This window comes from Galactobacter sp., from assembly GCF_022712295.1.
In the GTDB taxonomy this organism is placed as follows: Bacteria; Actinomycetota; Actinomycetes; order Actinomycetales; family Micrococcaceae; genus Galactobacter.
This window is the reverse complement of sequence record NZ_JALAGT010000035.1, coordinates 1-16,123: the sequence shown is the minus strand read 5'-3', so window position 1 is coordinate 16,123 and position 16,123 is coordinate 1. Positions and strand designations below refer to the sequence as shown.

Below are 16,123 nucleotides of genomic sequence, written 5' to 3'. Positions count from 1 at the left end.
GAGGACGCGTGTCCGGACCGGGTTGCTGTCCTGGTGGCGTCCGCGGCCGGTGGCGCCGGGCTGAGGGTGGTGCTCGTTGATGCTCACGGACTGGGTGGGATCGCCGCTGCGTCCGGAACCAGGGTGGCCGAAACGGCTCACGTCGGGTGGGATGAGGCCATCCGATCCGTGCGTGACGGCTCACCGCACGGACTCATCGCTGCCTTGCCCCTGCTGCGAGGGATGCCGGTCCTGGCCGGTTCCGTCAGGGGAACCTCGTCGGACGAGAGGGGGAGGGCGGTCGAGACGCTGCTGGGAGGCTGCGACGTCGTCGTCGCTGCTCTGGGCTGCGCCGATCCCAGCCGCTGGTGGGACACCACTGGGTCGCTGGGGCAGTGTTCGGAGGCGCCACACCAGATCGTGGCGGTCGGGGCCGGCCCACTGCCGGGGCCCGCGCCTCAACGTCCGGGTGTGCCGATCCCTGATCTGGTGACGGTACGGGGACTCGGACGCGCACCGGATGGGCCGGACACCGCCGCGCGGCTGGGCGCGGCGTGGGCGGGAACGGTGGATGTGCGGACAGGCCGCGCACGTGGGGCGACGTCCAGGCTGATGCGGCGCAGATGGGCCCCGAGGCTGGCCGCGGGCGAACGGTTGGGGTGGGTCGCATGAGTTCGACAGGCGCGGCCCTTGACGTGGGACTGGTGGATCGGATCCGCGAGGAAATGGCCACTCGCGGAGAGGAACCGACCCTGGCTGAGGTGGCCTCCTGGGTGGGACGCCTGACCGGGTTGCGGGGAACGGCGGCGGTGGAGGAAGCGGCACAAGACGTCCTGGCGCACCTGACCGGGTTCGGTGTCCTACACCCCCTCCTCGAGGCGCAAGGAGTCACCGATGTCTTGGTCAATGCTGACGGGAGCGTGTTCGTGGACGACACCACGGGCCTGCGCACGGTTCCAGGAATGGTGCTTTCACCCGATGCGACCCGGCGTCTGGCGGTCCGACTGGTCTCAGGAGCGGGGAAGCGGCTGGACGACGCCTGCCCGTACGCCGATGTCGTGGTGGGCGGGGTGCGAGTCCACGCCGTGCTGCCGCCGGTGGCGCAAGGCGCCACCCTGCTCAGCCTGCGCCGGGTCCCGCAAGCCGACGCGACACTGGACTCCGTGCTCCCGGACCCGGGAGATCCCTTCAGGGAGGCCTTGTCCAGGGTGATCGACCTACGGCTGAACTTCCTGGTTTCCGGCGGGACCGGCGCCGGGAAGACCACCCTGCTCTCCGCGATGTTGGGGCTGGTCCCCACAGCCGAGCGCATCGTGGCGGTGGAGGACGCCCCTGAGCTGCGGCCCAACCATCCTCATTGCGTCTCGCTGGCCTCCAGGGCCGGAAACACGGAGGGCGCAGGCGTCGTCACCCTGACCGATCTGGTGAGGCAAGCGTTGCGGATGCGTCCCGATCGACTGGTGGTCGGAGAATGCCGTGGAGAGGAGGTCCGCGATGTGCTCATGGCGTTGAACACCGGGCACGACGGAGCGGGAGCCACCCTCCACGCCAACTCGCCGGACGCCGTGGGTTCGCGTCTGCTGGCGCTGGGAGCCCTGGGCGGCTGGGACGTGCGCTCCACGACATTGCAGGCGGCAGCCGCGGTGGACGTGGTGGTGCACACGGCCAGGAGTCCTCGGGGCAGGAGGCCCGTGGCGCTGTCCCGACTCGTGCTTCGCGACGGCGTGTTGACCAGCGGAGACATCCTGACCTGTGATCGCGACGGCGGGTTCGTCACGGGCCCAGAGGTCGCCTGGTTCGACCGCACTCAGGGACGCGTCTGAAGGAGAACGGTATGGACGGCCAAACGGCTGCGATCGTGGCGGCGGCCGCGTGCGTGCTCATCGTGTTGGGGTGTCGGAGCCCCGCGGCCCATCCTGCCCGGACCGGGGCCTCCCCATCGCGTCGGAGAAGGCCTACCGCGGCAGCCACGCCGGATCCTGTGGCCGACGACGTCGCGGCGGAGGCGCTTGGTCAGGCCGTTGCGCTGCTGCAGGCAGGCGTCTCCGCCACCGATCTGTTCCGGCTCTGGGGATCCACCCGGGCGCCGGAAGCGCTTGGCACCGGTAGCGGCTCATGGCTCGGGGAGAACGGCGAACCGTCCGCCCTGACGGCCAAGGGACGTCAACGGCTCAGATCGTCCTCCCTTCATGCGCAATGGGTGCAGGCCCTTGCTGCCGCCGATCTGCAGGTGCGCTCGGGCGGCGAACTGGTCCGTGTGGGCGGCCCCGGTCTCGCGTGGGAGCAGACCGTTTGGGCCGTGGGCCTGGCGACGGGGACCGGCGCACCACTGGCAGACCTCCTTGAACGGGTGCGGGACGAATGCACGGCTCGTGCGGACGCCGCGCGGGCCCAGAGCGCGGGGCTGGCCGCGGCCAGGAGCACGCGCAGGATCCTCATGGGCCTGCCCATCGGCGGGCTGCTCCTGGCCCAGGCACTCGGCGCGGAGCCGCTCCACATCTTGATCGGCACCTCGTGGGGGCGGGCAGCGGCCGTGGCCGGGGCAGTGTTCTGGGCCGTGGCCGCTCTCTGGTCCCGGCGCATCATGCGGGCCGGAGCGTCGTCATGAAAGCGGGCGAGCCATGAGCGGCGCAACCGCTGCGCTGCTGGCAGCCATCTGCCTCGCAACCGTGTTCATACTGCCGCCACCATCCTCCGGACAGGGCCGACCGCTGCCGAGCCGACCACCGAACGTCGGGCGTTCCAGAGGGCAAGGTTCCCCCTCGGCGGCGCTGGTGGCAGACGCGGCGGCTGCACTGCTGCGTTCCGGCGCGTCCGTGCCGTTGACGCTGACCCACCTCGGAGCTGCACACGGCCCCGCACCAGAACTGGCCACCGTGGCGCGCATGCTCACCTGGGGAGCCGAACCACAGCAGGCGTGGGCCGTGGCTCCGAGCTACAAGGGACTACGGGAGGCACTCGCGCTCGCCGAGGGGACCGGTGCTCCGGTATCCGTGGTGCTGAGCCGCCGGGCCCTGGAACAGCGGCGTGGGAGGGCACGCGATGAGGAGGCGCGTGCCGCCGCCCTGGCCGTGAGGCTGGTCTTGCCCATGGGCCTGTGCGGTCTACCCGCGTTCATCTGCCTCGGCATCTTGCCCATCGGCCTGGCCCTGATGCCGTGGTGAGGGCGAAACGATTTTCGCTGTTCACGCATGGATTGCGGCGTGTCATCCACGAATCCGCCACCACCCACACCCACCGATGACTCAACCCGGCCAAGCTGGATCCACGGGCCTCGAACGGGGCCCCTGGGTACCCGGCCCACGCCGGGAAAAGGAAGGAAGGGGAAGGGGACATGACAACCAGAACGAGTCCTCGACCAGCCCGCAGATTCCGCGGGGAAGACGGGATCGCGACCGCTGAATTCAGCATCGTGACGCTCGCCGCGGTCGGCTTCGCCGGTCTGCTCGTGACGATCCTGGGCGGTGGACAGGTGAAATCCCTGCTGACCGGCATGATCAGCAAGGCCCTGGGCGGCTGACATGGGTAGGGATCGCCGGCACAGTCCGGCATGTCGGCAGCGTGGCAGCGTCACAGCCGAACTGGCGGTGCTGATGCCGGTGATCCTGTTCGTCATCCTGACCGTGGTCGGAGCCGCGGTGGTGGGCTCCGGCCAGGTCAGGGTGCAACAGGCCGCGGGCGCCATCGCCCGCGAACACGCGCGTGGGGACGGCGGCACGGTGAACGTGGTCCGCGTCGCGGGGGACGGTGCCGCCGCGAAGGTCTCCGAGTCCGGGGGCTGGACCACCGTCACGGTCCAGCGACAGATCCCCTTGTGGAAGGCCTTCGGGCCCGGAATCACAGTCAAGGCCACCGCGTTGGCGCGCTCGGAGGTGGTGGAGCAATGAGCGCGGTGAGCATTGCCAGACGGCGCGCGGTCGGGGCTGAGGGTGCGGCCACCGCGATCGTGGTGGGGATCTGCGGCGCCGCCGTGCTGCTGGGCGGTGGGGTGGTGGTGTTCGCAACGGCTGCGGCCGAACACTCCCGTGCCGACGCCGCTGCGGACCTCGCCGCACTGGCGGGATCCGACGTGGCCCGTGGGATCGGCTCGGCAGGGGACCCATGTGCCGCGGCGGCCAAGGCCGCAAACGGAAGTGGTGCCACTCTGACGTCCTGCTCGGTGCTGAGTGGTGACGGCGCCAGCATCGAGGTCAGCGTCAGAGCGGTGCCGCAAGGAACCGCGGCTCACTGGCTTCCGCTACCGCGTGCCACCGCCACGTCCTGGGCGGGTCCTCCTCCGAGCTGAGCAGAAGCAATCGCCGCGTATTCAACGGCCATTCCGTTCAGAACTTAGAAGGTCTAAAATGTGGACTGTCGTCACCGAACTCGTAGAGGACTGGCTCGAAACGCTTGATTCGGAGTCTCATCAGCAAGTTGTTGCTGCCCTGGAGATTCTCGAAGAAGCGGGACCTCAGCTGGGTCGGCCGCTTGTGGACACCATTTCCGGTTCGAAGTTCAGGAACATGAAGGAATTGAGACCGGGATCAGCAGGCGAGTCAGAGCTGAGGATCCTTTTCGTCTTCGATCCGGCCAGGAGCGCCGTCCTCCTGGTTGCGGGCGACAAGAAAGGCCACTGGCGGTCGTGGTACCGGAATGCGATCCTCATCGCCGAGCGGCGATATGAGCTCTACTTGGAACGGTTGCAGAGGAGAAGATGACCATGGCCGCCACCTTGAGGGAATACCTTGAGCAACACCCGGTTGATCGTGACGCCGTCGAACAGGAAAAGCAGCGGCTTCGCAGGGAGATTGCCGCCTACCGATTGCGCGAACTCCGGGAAGAAGCCGGCTTGACCCAGGCTCAGCTCGCGGAACGCATCGGCGTGGGGCAACGGCAGGTCTCCAAGATCGAACACGGCGACCTGGAGAACACCCGCGTAGGCACCATCCGCAAATACCTGCGCGCGGTGGGAGGCGACATCTCGCTGGACTGGGTCATAGGAGAACAACGGGCTGCGCTGCTATGAGTCTGTCGCCTGGTCCCACCGTGCTGGTGGTGATGGGCGTCTCCGGCAGCGGGAAGTCCACGCTCGCCGCCTATCTTGCAGGCTGCCTCGGATGGGACCTCGAGGAGGGAGACGATCTCCACCCCGCCGCCAATATCGCCAAGATGTCGCGCGGCGTGCCGTTGGACGACGCCGACCGGCAGCCGTGGCTGGCCAGAGTGGCCGCGTGGACCGACAAGCAGCTGGCCGAGGGCCGCTCCGGGGTCATCACCTGTTCCGCTCTCAAGCGCAGTTACCGGGATCTGCTGCGCGGCGAAGGCGTCATCTTTGTGCACGCGACCGGGCCCAAGGAGGTCATCGCTCAGCGGCTGCACAGACGAGAGGGTCACTTCATGCCGGAGACGCTCCTGGACTCGCAGTACGCGGACCTGGAGGAGTTGGGGGAGGACGAGGTCGGCGTGACCGTGGATCTGCGGTTGTCCCCACAGGAACAGGCCAGCAGTGTGATTGCGCAGCTGGGTTAGCGAGGCGTTCAGCGGCGCTTGCGCTCGGCCGGAACCAACCGCAGGATCTCACCGAGCAGGGCAACCGCCCCGGCCTTGTCCAGCGGATGGTTGCGATTACCGCACTTGGGCGACTGTACGCAGGACGGGCAACCGGAAGTGCACTCACACGCCATGACGGCATCCCGGGTCGCCGCCAGCCAATGCGGGGCCATGGCATGGCCCCGCTCGGCGAAACCAGCGCCCCCCGGATGTCCGTCGTGGACGAAGATGGTCGGTAGCCCCGTATCGGCGTGAAGCGCTGTGGAGACGCCACCCACGTCCCAACGATCGGAGGATGCCACGAGCGGAAGCATCCCGATGCTCGCATGTTCCGCCGCGTGCAGGGACCCGGGGATGGACTCGGCCGTGAGGCCCGCCGCATGCAGCCGTGGTTCGGGGATCGTGAACCACACGGCCTTGGTGAAGAGCTGCCGGGGTTCCAGGTCCAACGGCTCCTCGCCGAGGATCTCGTTGGAGTGCAGGGCCTTGCGCTGGAACGAGACCACCTGGGTGGTCACCACGACCTTGCCGAAGTGCACGCCGATCTCTCCCCAGGTCTCGGACTGCTCGGTCTCGACGACCTCAACGGTGGTGAGGTCGCGGGCCTGGGTGTAGTACTCGGGCCTGGTCGCGGACACCAACACAGTGTGGTTGACCTCGTCCAGTTCCTCCACCAAGTAGGTGCGCCCCTGATGGACGTAGATGGCGCCGGTATGTGCCTGGTAGTGCGTCTGCGGCGAGTCCATGGAGCCAAGCACGCTGCCCGAGTCCACGTCCACCACGGACACAGGACCTCCTCCGGCGCTACGCAGATCAACGAAGTCGTGCGCCGATTCCGGATGCGTCCAGAACCAGCCGGCCGGGCGGCGGCGGAGCGCGCCGTCGGCCACCAGCTCCTCCACCAGTTCCCCAGCGGTGGGTCCGAACATCACCAGGTCATCCGGACGCAGCGGAAGCTCGGAGGCGGCAGCCATGAGGTGCGGGCCCAGCACGTACGGGTTGGACGGATCGGTGACGGTGGCCTCCACCCCTACGTCGAACACCGCCTCTGGATGGTGCACCAGATAGGTATCCAAGGGGTCGTCGGCCGCAACGAAGGCGGCCAAGGCCTCCTGACCGGAGCGCCCGGCCCGGCCGATCTGTTGGAAGAAGGACGCCCGCGTGCCCGGCCACCCCGCCACCAACACGGCGTCCAGGCCGTCCACATCGATCCCCAGTTCCAGGGCGGACGTCGAGGAGACGCCCAACAAATCACCGTTGCGCAGCTGTGCCTCCAGCGCGCGCCGTTCCTCTGGCAGGTATCCGGAGCGGTACGCGGCAATGCGTTGCGGCAGCGACGGATCGATCTCGCCCACCAGCCGCGCGGCGTTCGACGAGATCGCCTCCGCTCCGCGCCGGGAACGGATGAAGGCCAAGGTGCGCACCGATCCGCACACCAGGTTCGCCAACAGCTCGGAGGTCTCGGCGATCACGGTGCGGCGTTGCTCCGCCCCGTTCTCGCCACGCAGTCCGGTCAGCGGAGGCTCCCACAGGGCCACGGTCCGCTCACCCTTCGCGGAGGCATCGTCCGTGACCTCGACGGCGGGTGCTCCGATCAGGCGGGAGAAGGACTCGGCAGGGGACGCGGACGTGGCGGAGGCGCCCAAGAAAACCGGGGAGGCGTCGTAATACGCCGCAACTCTGCGTAACCGTCGTAACAGGACGGCCACGTGGGAGCCGAACACGCCACGGTACCCGTGGGCCTCGTCCACGATCACGTACTTCAGACGCCGAAGGAAACCCGCCCAACGGCTGTGCTGCGGAAGCACGCCGAAGTGCAGCATGTCCGGGTTGGTGAAGACCACGTTGGCGTATTCGCGCACCCACCGGCGTTCCTCGCGGGGTGTGTCCCCGTCGAAGGTGGCGGCCCTGACCCCGGGGAGGTCCAGCCCGATCACCGACTCCAATTGGTCGGCTGCCAAGGCCTTGGTGGGGGAGAGATAGAGCACGGTGGCGTCGCCGCGGCCGCCGGTGCGGGAACCGTCGGGCAGGATGCCGCCGCGGATCACGGCGTCCAGCGCGGGCAGCAGATACGCCATGGATTTCCCCGATGCGGTGCCGGTCGCGACGATGGTGTGCTGCCCGTCGTGTGCGGAGGTTGCGGCGGCGACCTGGTGTTCCCAGGGCTGGGCGACGCCGCGGGCCTCGTATGCGCTCACCAGGGGGGACGCAGCCCAGCCCGGCCACGGCGCAAAGCGCGCCGACCGGGCTGGGAGGACCCTGACGTGGGTCAGGGAATCGGGATGTTCCCCCCGGCCCAGCAGTGGGACGAGGGTTCTGAAATCCATGAGAGGCGGAGAGTCTCAGTCCGAGGTGTGACCCGTACGCTCGTTGGCATCGGGGGAGTTCGGGGCCTCGAGGACCGCCATGGTCCCCAGCAGCGTCCAACCGAGGTACTTGTAGAGCTCGTAGCCGTCTGAGGAGGCCACCAGCAGACCCCGTTCCGCGTCCGACTCCGCGGCGATGGAGGCCAGGTACCTGGTCACCAGAGAACCGAAACCACGGCGGCGGAACTCCGGGGCCGTCACGATCCGGTCGAAGATGGCGTAGTCACCGAGCACGCCCACGTGACCGGACGCCACCACCGCATCGCTTTCCTCGTCGTGAAGGGAGACCCAGGCGTGGTCGCCGTCGCGCTTCTCCTCCCAACGCAGGCCCTCATCCAGGTAGGGGGCCTCGATGTCCTGCACGGCCATGTCCGTCACCATCAGGACCTCACGAGTGGAGACCACCGCGAGACCGGCCTCGTGAGCCAGATCGACGAGGCCATCGAGTTCCGCAGTGAACGCGGTGACACGCTGGCCCGGATGCTCCGACAGGGCCTGAGAAAGGTGACGCAGATGCTCCCCGCTGGGGTCGTGAATCACGTACTCCCAGTTGTCCACGTCCTGACCGGTCCGGCGATAGGCATGCAAGGCCCCATCATGGTGGGTCTCGTACCCGCGCGCCTCGGCCCAGCCACGCATCCAGGTGCTGATCAGTTCATCGCTCGCTCGGTGTTCCATGCATAAGAGGCTACCTGCGGGCGAGGCCAAGTGGCACACGTTCGCAGGCAACGATCAGGTGACGACGAACATGACGGTGCTTGACGCGCCACGACGGCGGAATGCCGGTGGAGAATGGGTGGGTGAGTATCGAGACGCAGCCCGCAGACTCCCCGCCGGCCTTCAGCGCCGTGGCGGACGCCCCACGCAGCGACGACCCGGCCCTCGTGGCCCTCCTGGCGGCGGATCTACGCCGAGCCGACTACACCTATGACGCTGTGGGGGAGCTACTGGGCGAGCAGGCCATGAGTGCCCTCGTGCGCGAGCAATTCGTGCCGGCCCGCAGGGTCCTCGACCACCTTGGCGCCACCGACCGCGCCGACCTGGCGGTCCTGGTCCGCGCCTTCCTGCTCGGCCAGGCGACGAGCGCCGAACACTGGGCGGCGGCGCTGCCCACGCTGGGTCTCGAGAACGCCGTGAAGATCGGCCTGGTGGAACCCACAGGCGCCGCTTTCCAAGCCGCGATCGACTTGCGCCCGCACGCCTCGGACGCCGACGCCGAGCTGTGGGTGGCCTCGGACGTGGGAGCCGCTCTCCGCCCAGGGGTGCTGCGCCACGACCATGTGCTCGGCATCGGGCGGGCCTCGCTGACCTTGGCCTCATCCACCATTCGCCGACCGGCCGCGCGCGCCCTCGATCTCGGCGTGGGCTGCGGCATCCAGACCTTTCACCTGCTCAGCCACTGCGACCACGTCACCGCGACCGACCTCTCCGAACGTGCATTGGCCTTCACACGCTTCAATCTGCTGCTCAACGCCGATGCCTTGGATCTGGACCCCGCGCGGTTGGAGGCCAGGGTGAGCCTGGAACAGGGGTCCCTCCTGGAACCTGTGGAGGGCGAACGCTTCGACCTGGTGGTCTCCAACCCGCCCTTCGTCATCACGCCGCGCAGCGACGGCGAGACGGACGAGGATCGGTTCACCTACCGCGACGGCGGGCTGCCCGGCGACCGTCTCGTGGCCCAACTGATCACGGACCTCCCCGGAATCCTCACCCCAGGCGGCACCGCGCAAATGCTCGCCAACTGGGAAGTCTCACAAGAACATATGCCCGACGACGCGGTCGCCACCGACCCGGCCACCGGTACCCCCGTACCGGGTTGGGCCGCCGGCCCCGCCGGCTGGGTGCCACAGGGCACGGAATGCTGGTTCATCCAACGCGACCTCGAGGACCCCTGCGGATACGCGGAAACCTGGCTCGCCGACGCAGCAGAGGCCCGTGACCCACAAGCCTACGCATCCCGCTACCTGGACTACCTCGAGGACTTCTCCGCCCGCGGCGTGGGCGGAGTCGGGCTCGGACTCGTCTGGTTGCGCCGCCCCGAGGACCCCGCCACAGCAGGAATCGGACGACGCTTCGAATGGCTCACACAGACCCTGGACACTCCACTGGGCCCGGCGCTCGCCGCTGCGGTCTTCCGCGCGGACGGTCTGGCCAGGGTGGACACGGGACTGGTGCACGCGGTCGTGGCGCCGGACACGACGGTGGAGACGCACACGGTACCTGGGGAGGAACACCCCAGGGCGATCGTGCTTCGGCAGGGTTCCGGCCTGCGACGCACCCGGGGTATGGACACGGCACTTGCCGGACTCGTCTCGGCCTGCGACGGGGACCTGGACCTGCGCGCCCTGGCCACCGCGGTGACCGCCTTGATGGGCCAGGACGACGAGCAAGCAGCTGCCTTACTGGGGCGTGCCGAGGAGCTGATCAGGGACGGATTCCTGGACTTTCCACCCGTGAGCGTCTGAGACCGGCCATGACACGGAGGATGCCGGGCTAGAATGAGCGCCCATGAGCATCCCCGTGCGTCCTCTTCCGGCGGAGGTGCCCTCCGTCGACGCTGCGGAGGACGCCGGCGACACCACTTCCGCTGCCCCACGTCGTGTGGTCATCACCGATCCGCGCGCCGTGCGCGCCCTGGCCCACAGGGCCAGGGTGGAAGCGCTCGACGAACTGTACGCGGCCAGTGGTACCCGCACCGCTACGGAACTGGCGGCGCGGTGTGGCCTGTCGCCGTCGGCCATGAGCTACCACCTGCGCGCCTTGGAGAAGTACGGGCTGGTGGAGCGCGCGGCCTCCGAGGGCGACGCGCGCGAACGGCGCTGGCGGGCAGCCGGGGACCAACTCGTGGTCAGGCCGGGAGGCGGCTCCGAAATGGGCACAGCGGCCTACGTTGACATGCAACTGGACCAGTTCAGGCAGCGACTCTCCGAGGAGATCAGCTACCGTTCCGCCCACCGGGGCGAGCCGGAAGAAGGCGACCTGCAGGACCTGCCGTTCATGAACTACGGTTCCCTGTACCTGGACGCGGCCTCCGAACGCGAGTTCATGGAGAGGGTCCAGGCACTGGCCAAGGAATTCGAGGCCAGGGCCGACGATTCCAACCGGTCCTCCGCAGACGGAAAACGCGTCCACTATCTGCTTTCGGCGTTGCCGGATCGCAGCCCTCGTTCCTGAAGCACACCGCACCCCGAACACACCTCGGTGCGGTTGCTCGAGTGTGTGGGCGCTATGGTTAGCGTGTCCAGGCACCACGTGAGACGCGTTGGGCCAGGTGCTGAACCAGTCAGTTTCAGCGTGCAACGATTCGAAGCAGGAGCATCGTGCCAACCAAGGCGAAGTCCACCGCAGCCGCAGGTAGAACCGGGAAGAAACTCGTCATCGTCGAGTCCCCGGCCAAGTCCAAGTCCATCGCCAAGTACCTGGGCGAGGGCTTCGTGGTTGACGCCTCCGTGGGACATATTCGCGACCTCCCGCAACCCTCCGAACTGCCGACGGAGATGAAGAAGTCCGCCTATTCCAAGTTCGCCGTGGACGTGGACAACGGCTTCGACCCCTACTACGTGGTCTATCCGGACAAGAAGAAGCGGGTCGCCGACCTGAAACGCGAGCTCAAGGACGCCGACGAGCTCTACCTCGCAACCGATGCCGATCGCGAAGGCGAGGCCATCTCGTGGCACCTGCTCGAGGTGCTCAAGCCGAAGGTGCCCGTGCACCGCATGACGTTCAACGAGATCACCAAGGAGGGCGTCCAACGCGGCCTTGAACAGGTGCGTGACCTGGACATGGACCTGGTGGACGCACAGGAGACGCGGCGCATCCTCGACCGGCTCTACGGTTACGAGATCTCCCCGGTGCTGTGGCGCAAGGTGGGTCGAGGTCTCTCCGCGGGCCGGGTGCAGTCCGTGGCCACCCGGCTGGTGGTGGAACGCGAACGCGAACGCATGGCCTTCCGCTCGGCCTCCTACTGGGACGTCACCGGGGATTTCGTGACCAAGGACGGTGAGTCCTTCGGGGCCCGCCTCAGTGCGCTGAACGGTGCCCGTGTGGCCACCGGTCGCGATTTCAACGATCGCGGCGAGTTGCGTCCTGCGTCGGTCAAGGCCGGTGTGGCCCACCTGGACGGCGAGGCCGCTCAGTCCCTGGCCGCCGGGCTGGAGGACGCGGACTTCGCAGTCACCGGCGTGGAGTCGAAGCCGTACAAGCGTCGCCCCGCGGCACCGTTCACGACCTCCACCCTGCAGCAGGAAGCCAGCCGCAAGCTGCGCTGGAGCGCCAGGATCACCATGCAGATCGCGCAGCGGTTGTACGAGAACGGCTTCATCACCTATATGCGTACCGACTCCGTGCACCTTTCCGACGAGGCCGTCAACGCGGCCCGGCGGCAGGTCAAGGAGCTCTACGGGGCCGAATACGTCTACCCGAGCCCGCGTCGTTACAAGGCCAAGAACGACTCCGCCCAGGAAGCCCACGAGGCCATCCGCCCCGCAGGAGATTCCTTCCGCACGCCCAAGGCTGTGCTGCCGCAGCTCTCAGCGGACGAGTTCAAGCTCTACGAGCTGATCTGGAAGCGCACGGTGGCCTCGCAGATGGCCGACGCCGTGGGCTCCACCGCCACGGTGAAGTTGGAGGGCAAGGCCTCGGACGAACGTGTGGCCGAATTCTCCGCGTCAGGAACCGTCATCACCTTCCGCGGCTTCATGGCGGCCTACGAGGAGGGTACGGACGCCGGGAAGAAAACCGACTCGGAGGATCAGCGCCGCCTGCCGCAGCTGGTTGAGGGCTCCGCCCTGAAGGCGGCGGAACTCACCGCGGCCGGTCACGACACCACCCCGCCTGCCCGTTACACCGAGGCCTCCATCGTGGCCGAGCTGGAGAAGCGGGAGCTCGGCCGCCCCTCCACGTTCGCCCCCACCATCTCCACGATCATGGACCGCGGCTACGTCACCAAACGCGGCGGTGCCCTGGTGCCCTCCTGGATCGCCTTCTCCGTGGTGCGACTGCTCGAGGAGCATTTCTCCCGGTACGTGGACTACGAGTTCACGGCCCGCATGGAGGACGACCTCGACGAGATCGCCCGCGGGAATCGCTCTCGGGATGCCTGGCTGAAGCACTTCTACTTCGGTGAGGACGGCTTCGAGGGGCTGAAGGACACCGTGGATGATCTCGGAGAGATCGACGCGCGCGCCATCAACTCCATCCCGGTGGCAGATGACATCACCCTGCGGGTGGGCAAGTTCGGCCCCTACCTCGAGGAAGCACTTCCGAAGGACGCACCTGAGGGGACCGCTCCCAAGCGCGCCAACGTGCCAGAGGACTTGGCTCCGGACGAACTCACCGCGGCGAAGGCCCGTGAACTCATGGACGCGTCTGTGCCCGGTGATCGCGAACTAGGTGTGCACCCGGAGACCGGTCGCACCATCGTGGCCAAGGACGGGCGCTACGGCCCCTACGTCACCGAAGTGGTGCCGGAGATGAACGAGGAGGAACTGCAGACCTACCTGGATTCCCTCCCCACCGAGTACTACAAGAACGGCAAACCCAAGCCCAAGAAGAAGCCCGCCAAGGTCAAACCCAAGACCGCCAGCCTGTTCAAGGGCATGGACCCCAACACGGTCACGCTCGAGGAGGCCCTCAAGCTCATGTCCCTGCCCCGAGTGGTGGGAACGGATACGGACGGGGCCGAGATCACCGCCGCCAACGGTCGCTTCGGGCCCTACCTGAAGAAGGGCACGGACTACCGTTCCCTTGGCTCGGAAGAGGAACTGTTCACCACCACGGAGGACCAGGCCAGGGCCGTGTACGCCCAGCCCAAGCAGCGCGGGCGCGGAGCGGCCAAGCCGCCGCTGGCGGAATTCGGTGAGGACCCCACGTCGGGCAAGCCCATCGTGGTGAAGGACGGTCGCTTCGGCCCCTACATCACCGATGGCACCACCAACATCACGGTGCCGCGCGGAACCGAAGTGGAGCAGCTGACCAAGGAACGTGCAGTGGAACTGCTGGCGGAGAAGCGTGCCAAGGGGCCCGCCAAGAAGCCCGCGGCATCGCGTGCCCGCAAACCCGCGGCCAAGAAACCGGCGGCCAAGAAACCCGCCGCGAAGAAGAAGTAGGGCTGGGGGAGAACCATGCGGCTCGGAGTGCTGGACATCGGTTCGAATACGGTGCACCTGCTGCTGGTGGAGGCCTACCCGGGCGCCCGCCCGGTGTCCTTCGCATCCCACAAGCGCCCCTTGTCGTTGGTACGTTTCCTCGACGAATCCGGAGCGGTCAACCCTCGCGGACGTAGGGAGCTGCTCAATTTCGTCGAGGAGGCGGTGGCCTTTGCCCACCGTCATGACGTCCAGGATCTCCTGGCCTTCTGTACCTCCGCGCTGCGCGGTGCAACCAACGGCGAGGAGATCATCCGGGAGGTGGAGGCCACCACCGGTGTGGGCCTGGAGGAGCTAACCGGTCAGCAGGAGGCCTCGCTGACCTACTTTGCGGTTCGTCGTTGGTTCGGATGGGACACCCGTGACCTGGCCGTCCTGGACATCGGCGGCGGGTCCTTCGAGATGGCCACAGGGCGCGACGAATTTCCCTCCGTGGCCGTGTCCGTTCCACTCGGCGCCGCCCGCCTGACCAAGGACCGGTTACCCGGTAACCCACCCAAACCCGCCGCGGTGGGGGAGCTCCGCGATTACGTGGCGGACACCCTGGAACCGGCCGTGAAGCAGATGCAGGACGAGCACCGCCCGGACATGGTGACGGCCACGTCCAAGACCTTCAGGTCGCTTGCACGGGTGGCAGGCGCCGCACCGTCCGGCAAGGGGCCCTACGTGGAACGACTCCTTCGGCTCCAGGATCTTCGGCTGTGGTCACGCAGGCTGGAGGCCCTGAGTTTCGAAGACCGTGCGGGACTGCCCGGCGTCTCGGAGATCCGTGCTCCTCAGCTGCTGGCCGGCGCCATCGTGGCCGAGACCGCCATGGAGAAGCTGGATATCGATCAGGTCCATATCTGTCCATGGGCGCTGCGTGAGGGCGTCATCCTTCATCGCTTCGACCGGTTGCTGCGCCAGGGCGCCGGGAGCGGCGACGACTACGTCGGCGTGGGTACCGTGGACACCCTTTCTCGTGAACTCACAGGGCTACCAGGAGATGCAGCATGAACGCCGTGAACCTGCCGGGCAACGAACCGCAGCCGCAACCCATCGATGTCTCGCTGTCCACCTCGTGCGCCTTTCCTCTGGGGCCGGACCATGCTTTCGCTCTGGCCTCGGACCTGGGCTACGACGGTGTGGAGGTGATGGTCACCGGCAACAGCCTGACGCAGGAAGAGGACTCCCTCTACGGATTCCAGCAGCGCTTCGGTCTGCCCGTGACAGCGATCCATGCCCCCACGCTGTTGTTGACCCAGCAGGTCTGGGGAGGCGTGTGGACCAAGATCCAGCGTTCGGCCCAACTGGCCCAGGCCGTGGGAGCCCACGTGGTCGTGGTGCATCCGCCCTTCCGGTGGCAAGGGAAATACTCCTCCGGATTCGAGGACGGAGTACGCCGCGCCAACGAGTACTACGGCGTCAAGATCGCCATCGAGAACATGTACCCGTGGCGTGCCAGGTCCAAGGCGGCCCAGATGTACGTGCCGCATTGGGATCCGCAGCTGATGGACTACCGCTACGTCACGTGGGATTTCTCGCATGCGGCGATTGACCGCGTCGATTCCCTGGCAGCCGTTCAGGCGCTGGGGGACAGGCTCACGCATGTGCACCTGTGCGACGGCGACAACAACGGCACGGACCAGCACCTGCAGCCCGGTCTCGGAACGCAGCCGGTGGCAGAGAGTCTGCGGTATCTGGCCGGTTCCGGTTGGAACGGCTCCGTGACGGTGGAAGTGACCACGCGTCAGTATCGGAAGATCCCGGGCGAGGTGGAAAGGGTGTTGGGGGAGACCCTGGAGTTCGCTCGGCGGAATCTGGCCCGCTGACCGGACTCTGAGAGTGCCCGACGGGCGGTGGCCACCGCCCGTCGGGCACTCGCGTGTGCCTCGCCCGCCGTGACACGCACGCTGTGCGCGCTTGAAGTTCCCCTGTGCTCCGGGCAAGACTGGAACACATGACTGCCACCATTGCCTTCCTCGGTTCCGGCAACATGAACGGAGCCATCCTTCGCGGCCTCTTGGCCGCCGGACACCCTGCCGACGCCATCCGCGCCACCACCCTGCTGACCTCGATCATCTCCTCCGCCGGCGAGGCCGGTCGCACCGCCCGCGCCGAGCG

18 protein-coding genes are annotated in these 16,123 nt (G+C 67.7%); 16 read left to right on the top strand and 2 right to left on the bottom strand.

Going from position 1 to position 16,123, the window contains the following annotated elements; genetic code table 11:
* The 10 genes from Q0A15_RS02750 to Q0A15_RS02705 form a co-directional block, all read left to right on the top strand.
* Positions 1-651, top strand: a 651-nt coding sequence (locus Q0A15_RS02750; RefSeq protein ID WP_291278009.1) for a hypothetical protein, incomplete at its 5' end; no start/stop codon positions are given.
* Positions 648-1,802 carry a TadA family conjugal transfer-associated ATPase gene (locus Q0A15_RS02745; RefSeq protein ID WP_291278008.1) on the top strand — a complete coding sequence of 385 codons (1,155 nt, stop codon included), beginning with the start codon at positions 648-650 and terminating at the stop codon, positions 1,800-1,802. The genes Q0A15_RS02750 and Q0A15_RS02745, both read left to right, overlap by 4 nt.
* Before the next feature lie 11 nt (positions 1,803-1,813).
* On the top strand, positions 1,814-2,587 hold the full coding sequence (locus Q0A15_RS02740; protein ID WP_291278007.1) for a hypothetical protein: 774 nt from the start codon (positions 1,814-1,816) through the stop codon (positions 2,585-2,587).
* 13 nt (positions 2,588-2,600) lie between these two features.
* Positions 2,601-3,143: a type II secretion system F family protein gene (locus tag Q0A15_RS02735; protein ID WP_291278006.1), complete on the top strand. Its 543-nt coding sequence runs from the start codon at positions 2,601-2,603 to the stop codon at positions 3,141-3,143.
* Between the two features lie 170 nt (positions 3,144-3,313).
* The gene (locus tag Q0A15_RS02730; protein WP_291278005.1) at positions 3,314-3,499 is read left to right on the top strand and encodes a DUF4244 domain-containing protein; all 186 of its coding nucleotides are present in this window, start codon (positions 3,314-3,316) and stop codon (positions 3,497-3,499) included.
* A gap of 1 nt (position 3,500) precedes the next feature.
* Positions 3,501-3,866, top strand: coding sequence for a TadE family protein (locus Q0A15_RS02725; RefSeq protein WP_291278004.1), 366 nt, complete (start codon positions 3,501-3,503; stop codon positions 3,864-3,866).
* Positions 3,863-4,264: a helicase gene (locus tag Q0A15_RS02720; RefSeq protein WP_291278003.1), complete on the top strand. Its 402-nt coding sequence runs from the start codon at positions 3,863-3,865 to the stop codon at positions 4,262-4,264. The genes Q0A15_RS02725 and Q0A15_RS02720 overlap by 4 nt, the downstream gene beginning before the upstream one ends.
* A gap of 58 nt (positions 4,265-4,322) precedes the next feature.
* Positions 4,323-4,676, top strand: coding sequence for a type II toxin-antitoxin system RelE/ParE family toxin (locus tag Q0A15_RS02715; RefSeq protein WP_291278002.1), 354 nt, complete (start codon positions 4,323-4,325; stop codon positions 4,674-4,676).
* Positions 4,677-4,678: 2 nt separating this feature from the next.
* Entirely contained in the window at positions 4,679-4,984 is a 306-nt protein-coding gene (locus Q0A15_RS02710; protein WP_291278001.1) for a helix-turn-helix transcriptional regulator, read from the top strand.
* Positions 4,981-5,487 (top strand): gluconokinase, encoded by a 507-nt coding sequence (locus Q0A15_RS02705; RefSeq protein WP_291278000.1) that lies wholly within the window; start codon positions 4,981-4,983, stop codon positions 5,485-5,487. The genes Q0A15_RS02710 and Q0A15_RS02705 overlap by 4 nt, the downstream gene beginning before the upstream one ends.
* A gap of 8 nt (positions 5,488-5,495) precedes the next feature.
* Here the strand turns inward: Q0A15_RS02705 and Q0A15_RS02700 are convergent, their stop codons facing one another.
* Both Q0A15_RS02700 and Q0A15_RS02695 read right to left on the bottom strand, forming a co-directional pair.
* Positions 5,496-7,835, bottom strand: a complete 2,340-nt coding sequence (locus Q0A15_RS02700; RefSeq protein ID WP_291277999.1) for a DEAD/DEAH box helicase — start codon at positions 7,833-7,835, stop codon at positions 5,496-5,498.
* A 15-nt stretch (positions 7,836-7,850) separates the two neighbouring features.
* The gene (locus Q0A15_RS02695; RefSeq protein WP_291277998.1) at positions 7,851-8,552 is read right to left on the bottom strand and encodes a GNAT family N-acetyltransferase; all 702 of its coding nucleotides are present in this window, start codon (positions 8,550-8,552) and stop codon (positions 7,851-7,853) included.
* Between the two features lie 122 nt (positions 8,553-8,674).
* Here Q0A15_RS02695 and Q0A15_RS02690 point away from each other — a divergent pair, with 122 nt between their 5' ends.
* The 6 genes from Q0A15_RS02690 to Q0A15_RS02665 form a co-directional block, all read left to right on the top strand.
* Positions 8,675-10,339 carry a methyltransferase gene (locus Q0A15_RS02690; RefSeq protein WP_291277997.1) on the top strand — a complete coding sequence of 555 codons (1,665 nt, stop codon included), beginning with the start codon at positions 8,675-8,677 and terminating at the stop codon, positions 10,337-10,339.
* Between the two features lie 43 nt (positions 10,340-10,382).
* Positions 10,383-11,048, top strand: a complete 666-nt coding sequence (locus Q0A15_RS02685; protein WP_291277996.1) for a helix-turn-helix transcriptional regulator — start codon at positions 10,383-10,385, stop codon at positions 11,046-11,048.
* 146 nt (positions 11,049-11,194) lie between these two features.
* Entirely contained in the window at positions 11,195-13,981 is a 2,787-nt protein-coding gene (gene topA / locus Q0A15_RS02680) for a type I DNA topoisomerase (RefSeq protein ID WP_291277995.1), read from the top strand.
* A gap of 15 nt (positions 13,982-13,996) precedes the next feature.
* Complete coding sequence (locus Q0A15_RS02675) at positions 13,997-15,016, top strand: Ppx/GppA family phosphatase (RefSeq protein ID WP_291277994.1); 1,020 nt, start codon at positions 13,997-13,999, stop codon at positions 15,014-15,016.
* Positions 15,013-15,831 carry a sugar phosphate isomerase/epimerase gene (locus Q0A15_RS02670; protein ID WP_291277993.1) on the top strand — a complete coding sequence of 273 codons (819 nt, stop codon included), beginning with the start codon at positions 15,013-15,015 and terminating at the stop codon, positions 15,829-15,831. The genes Q0A15_RS02675 and Q0A15_RS02670 overlap by 4 nt, the downstream gene beginning before the upstream one ends.
* Before the next feature lie 128 nt (positions 15,832-15,959).
* Positions 15,960-16,123: NAD(P)-binding domain-containing protein (locus Q0A15_RS02665; protein ID WP_291278010.1), on the top strand; the 164-nt coding region annotated here is incomplete at its 3' end.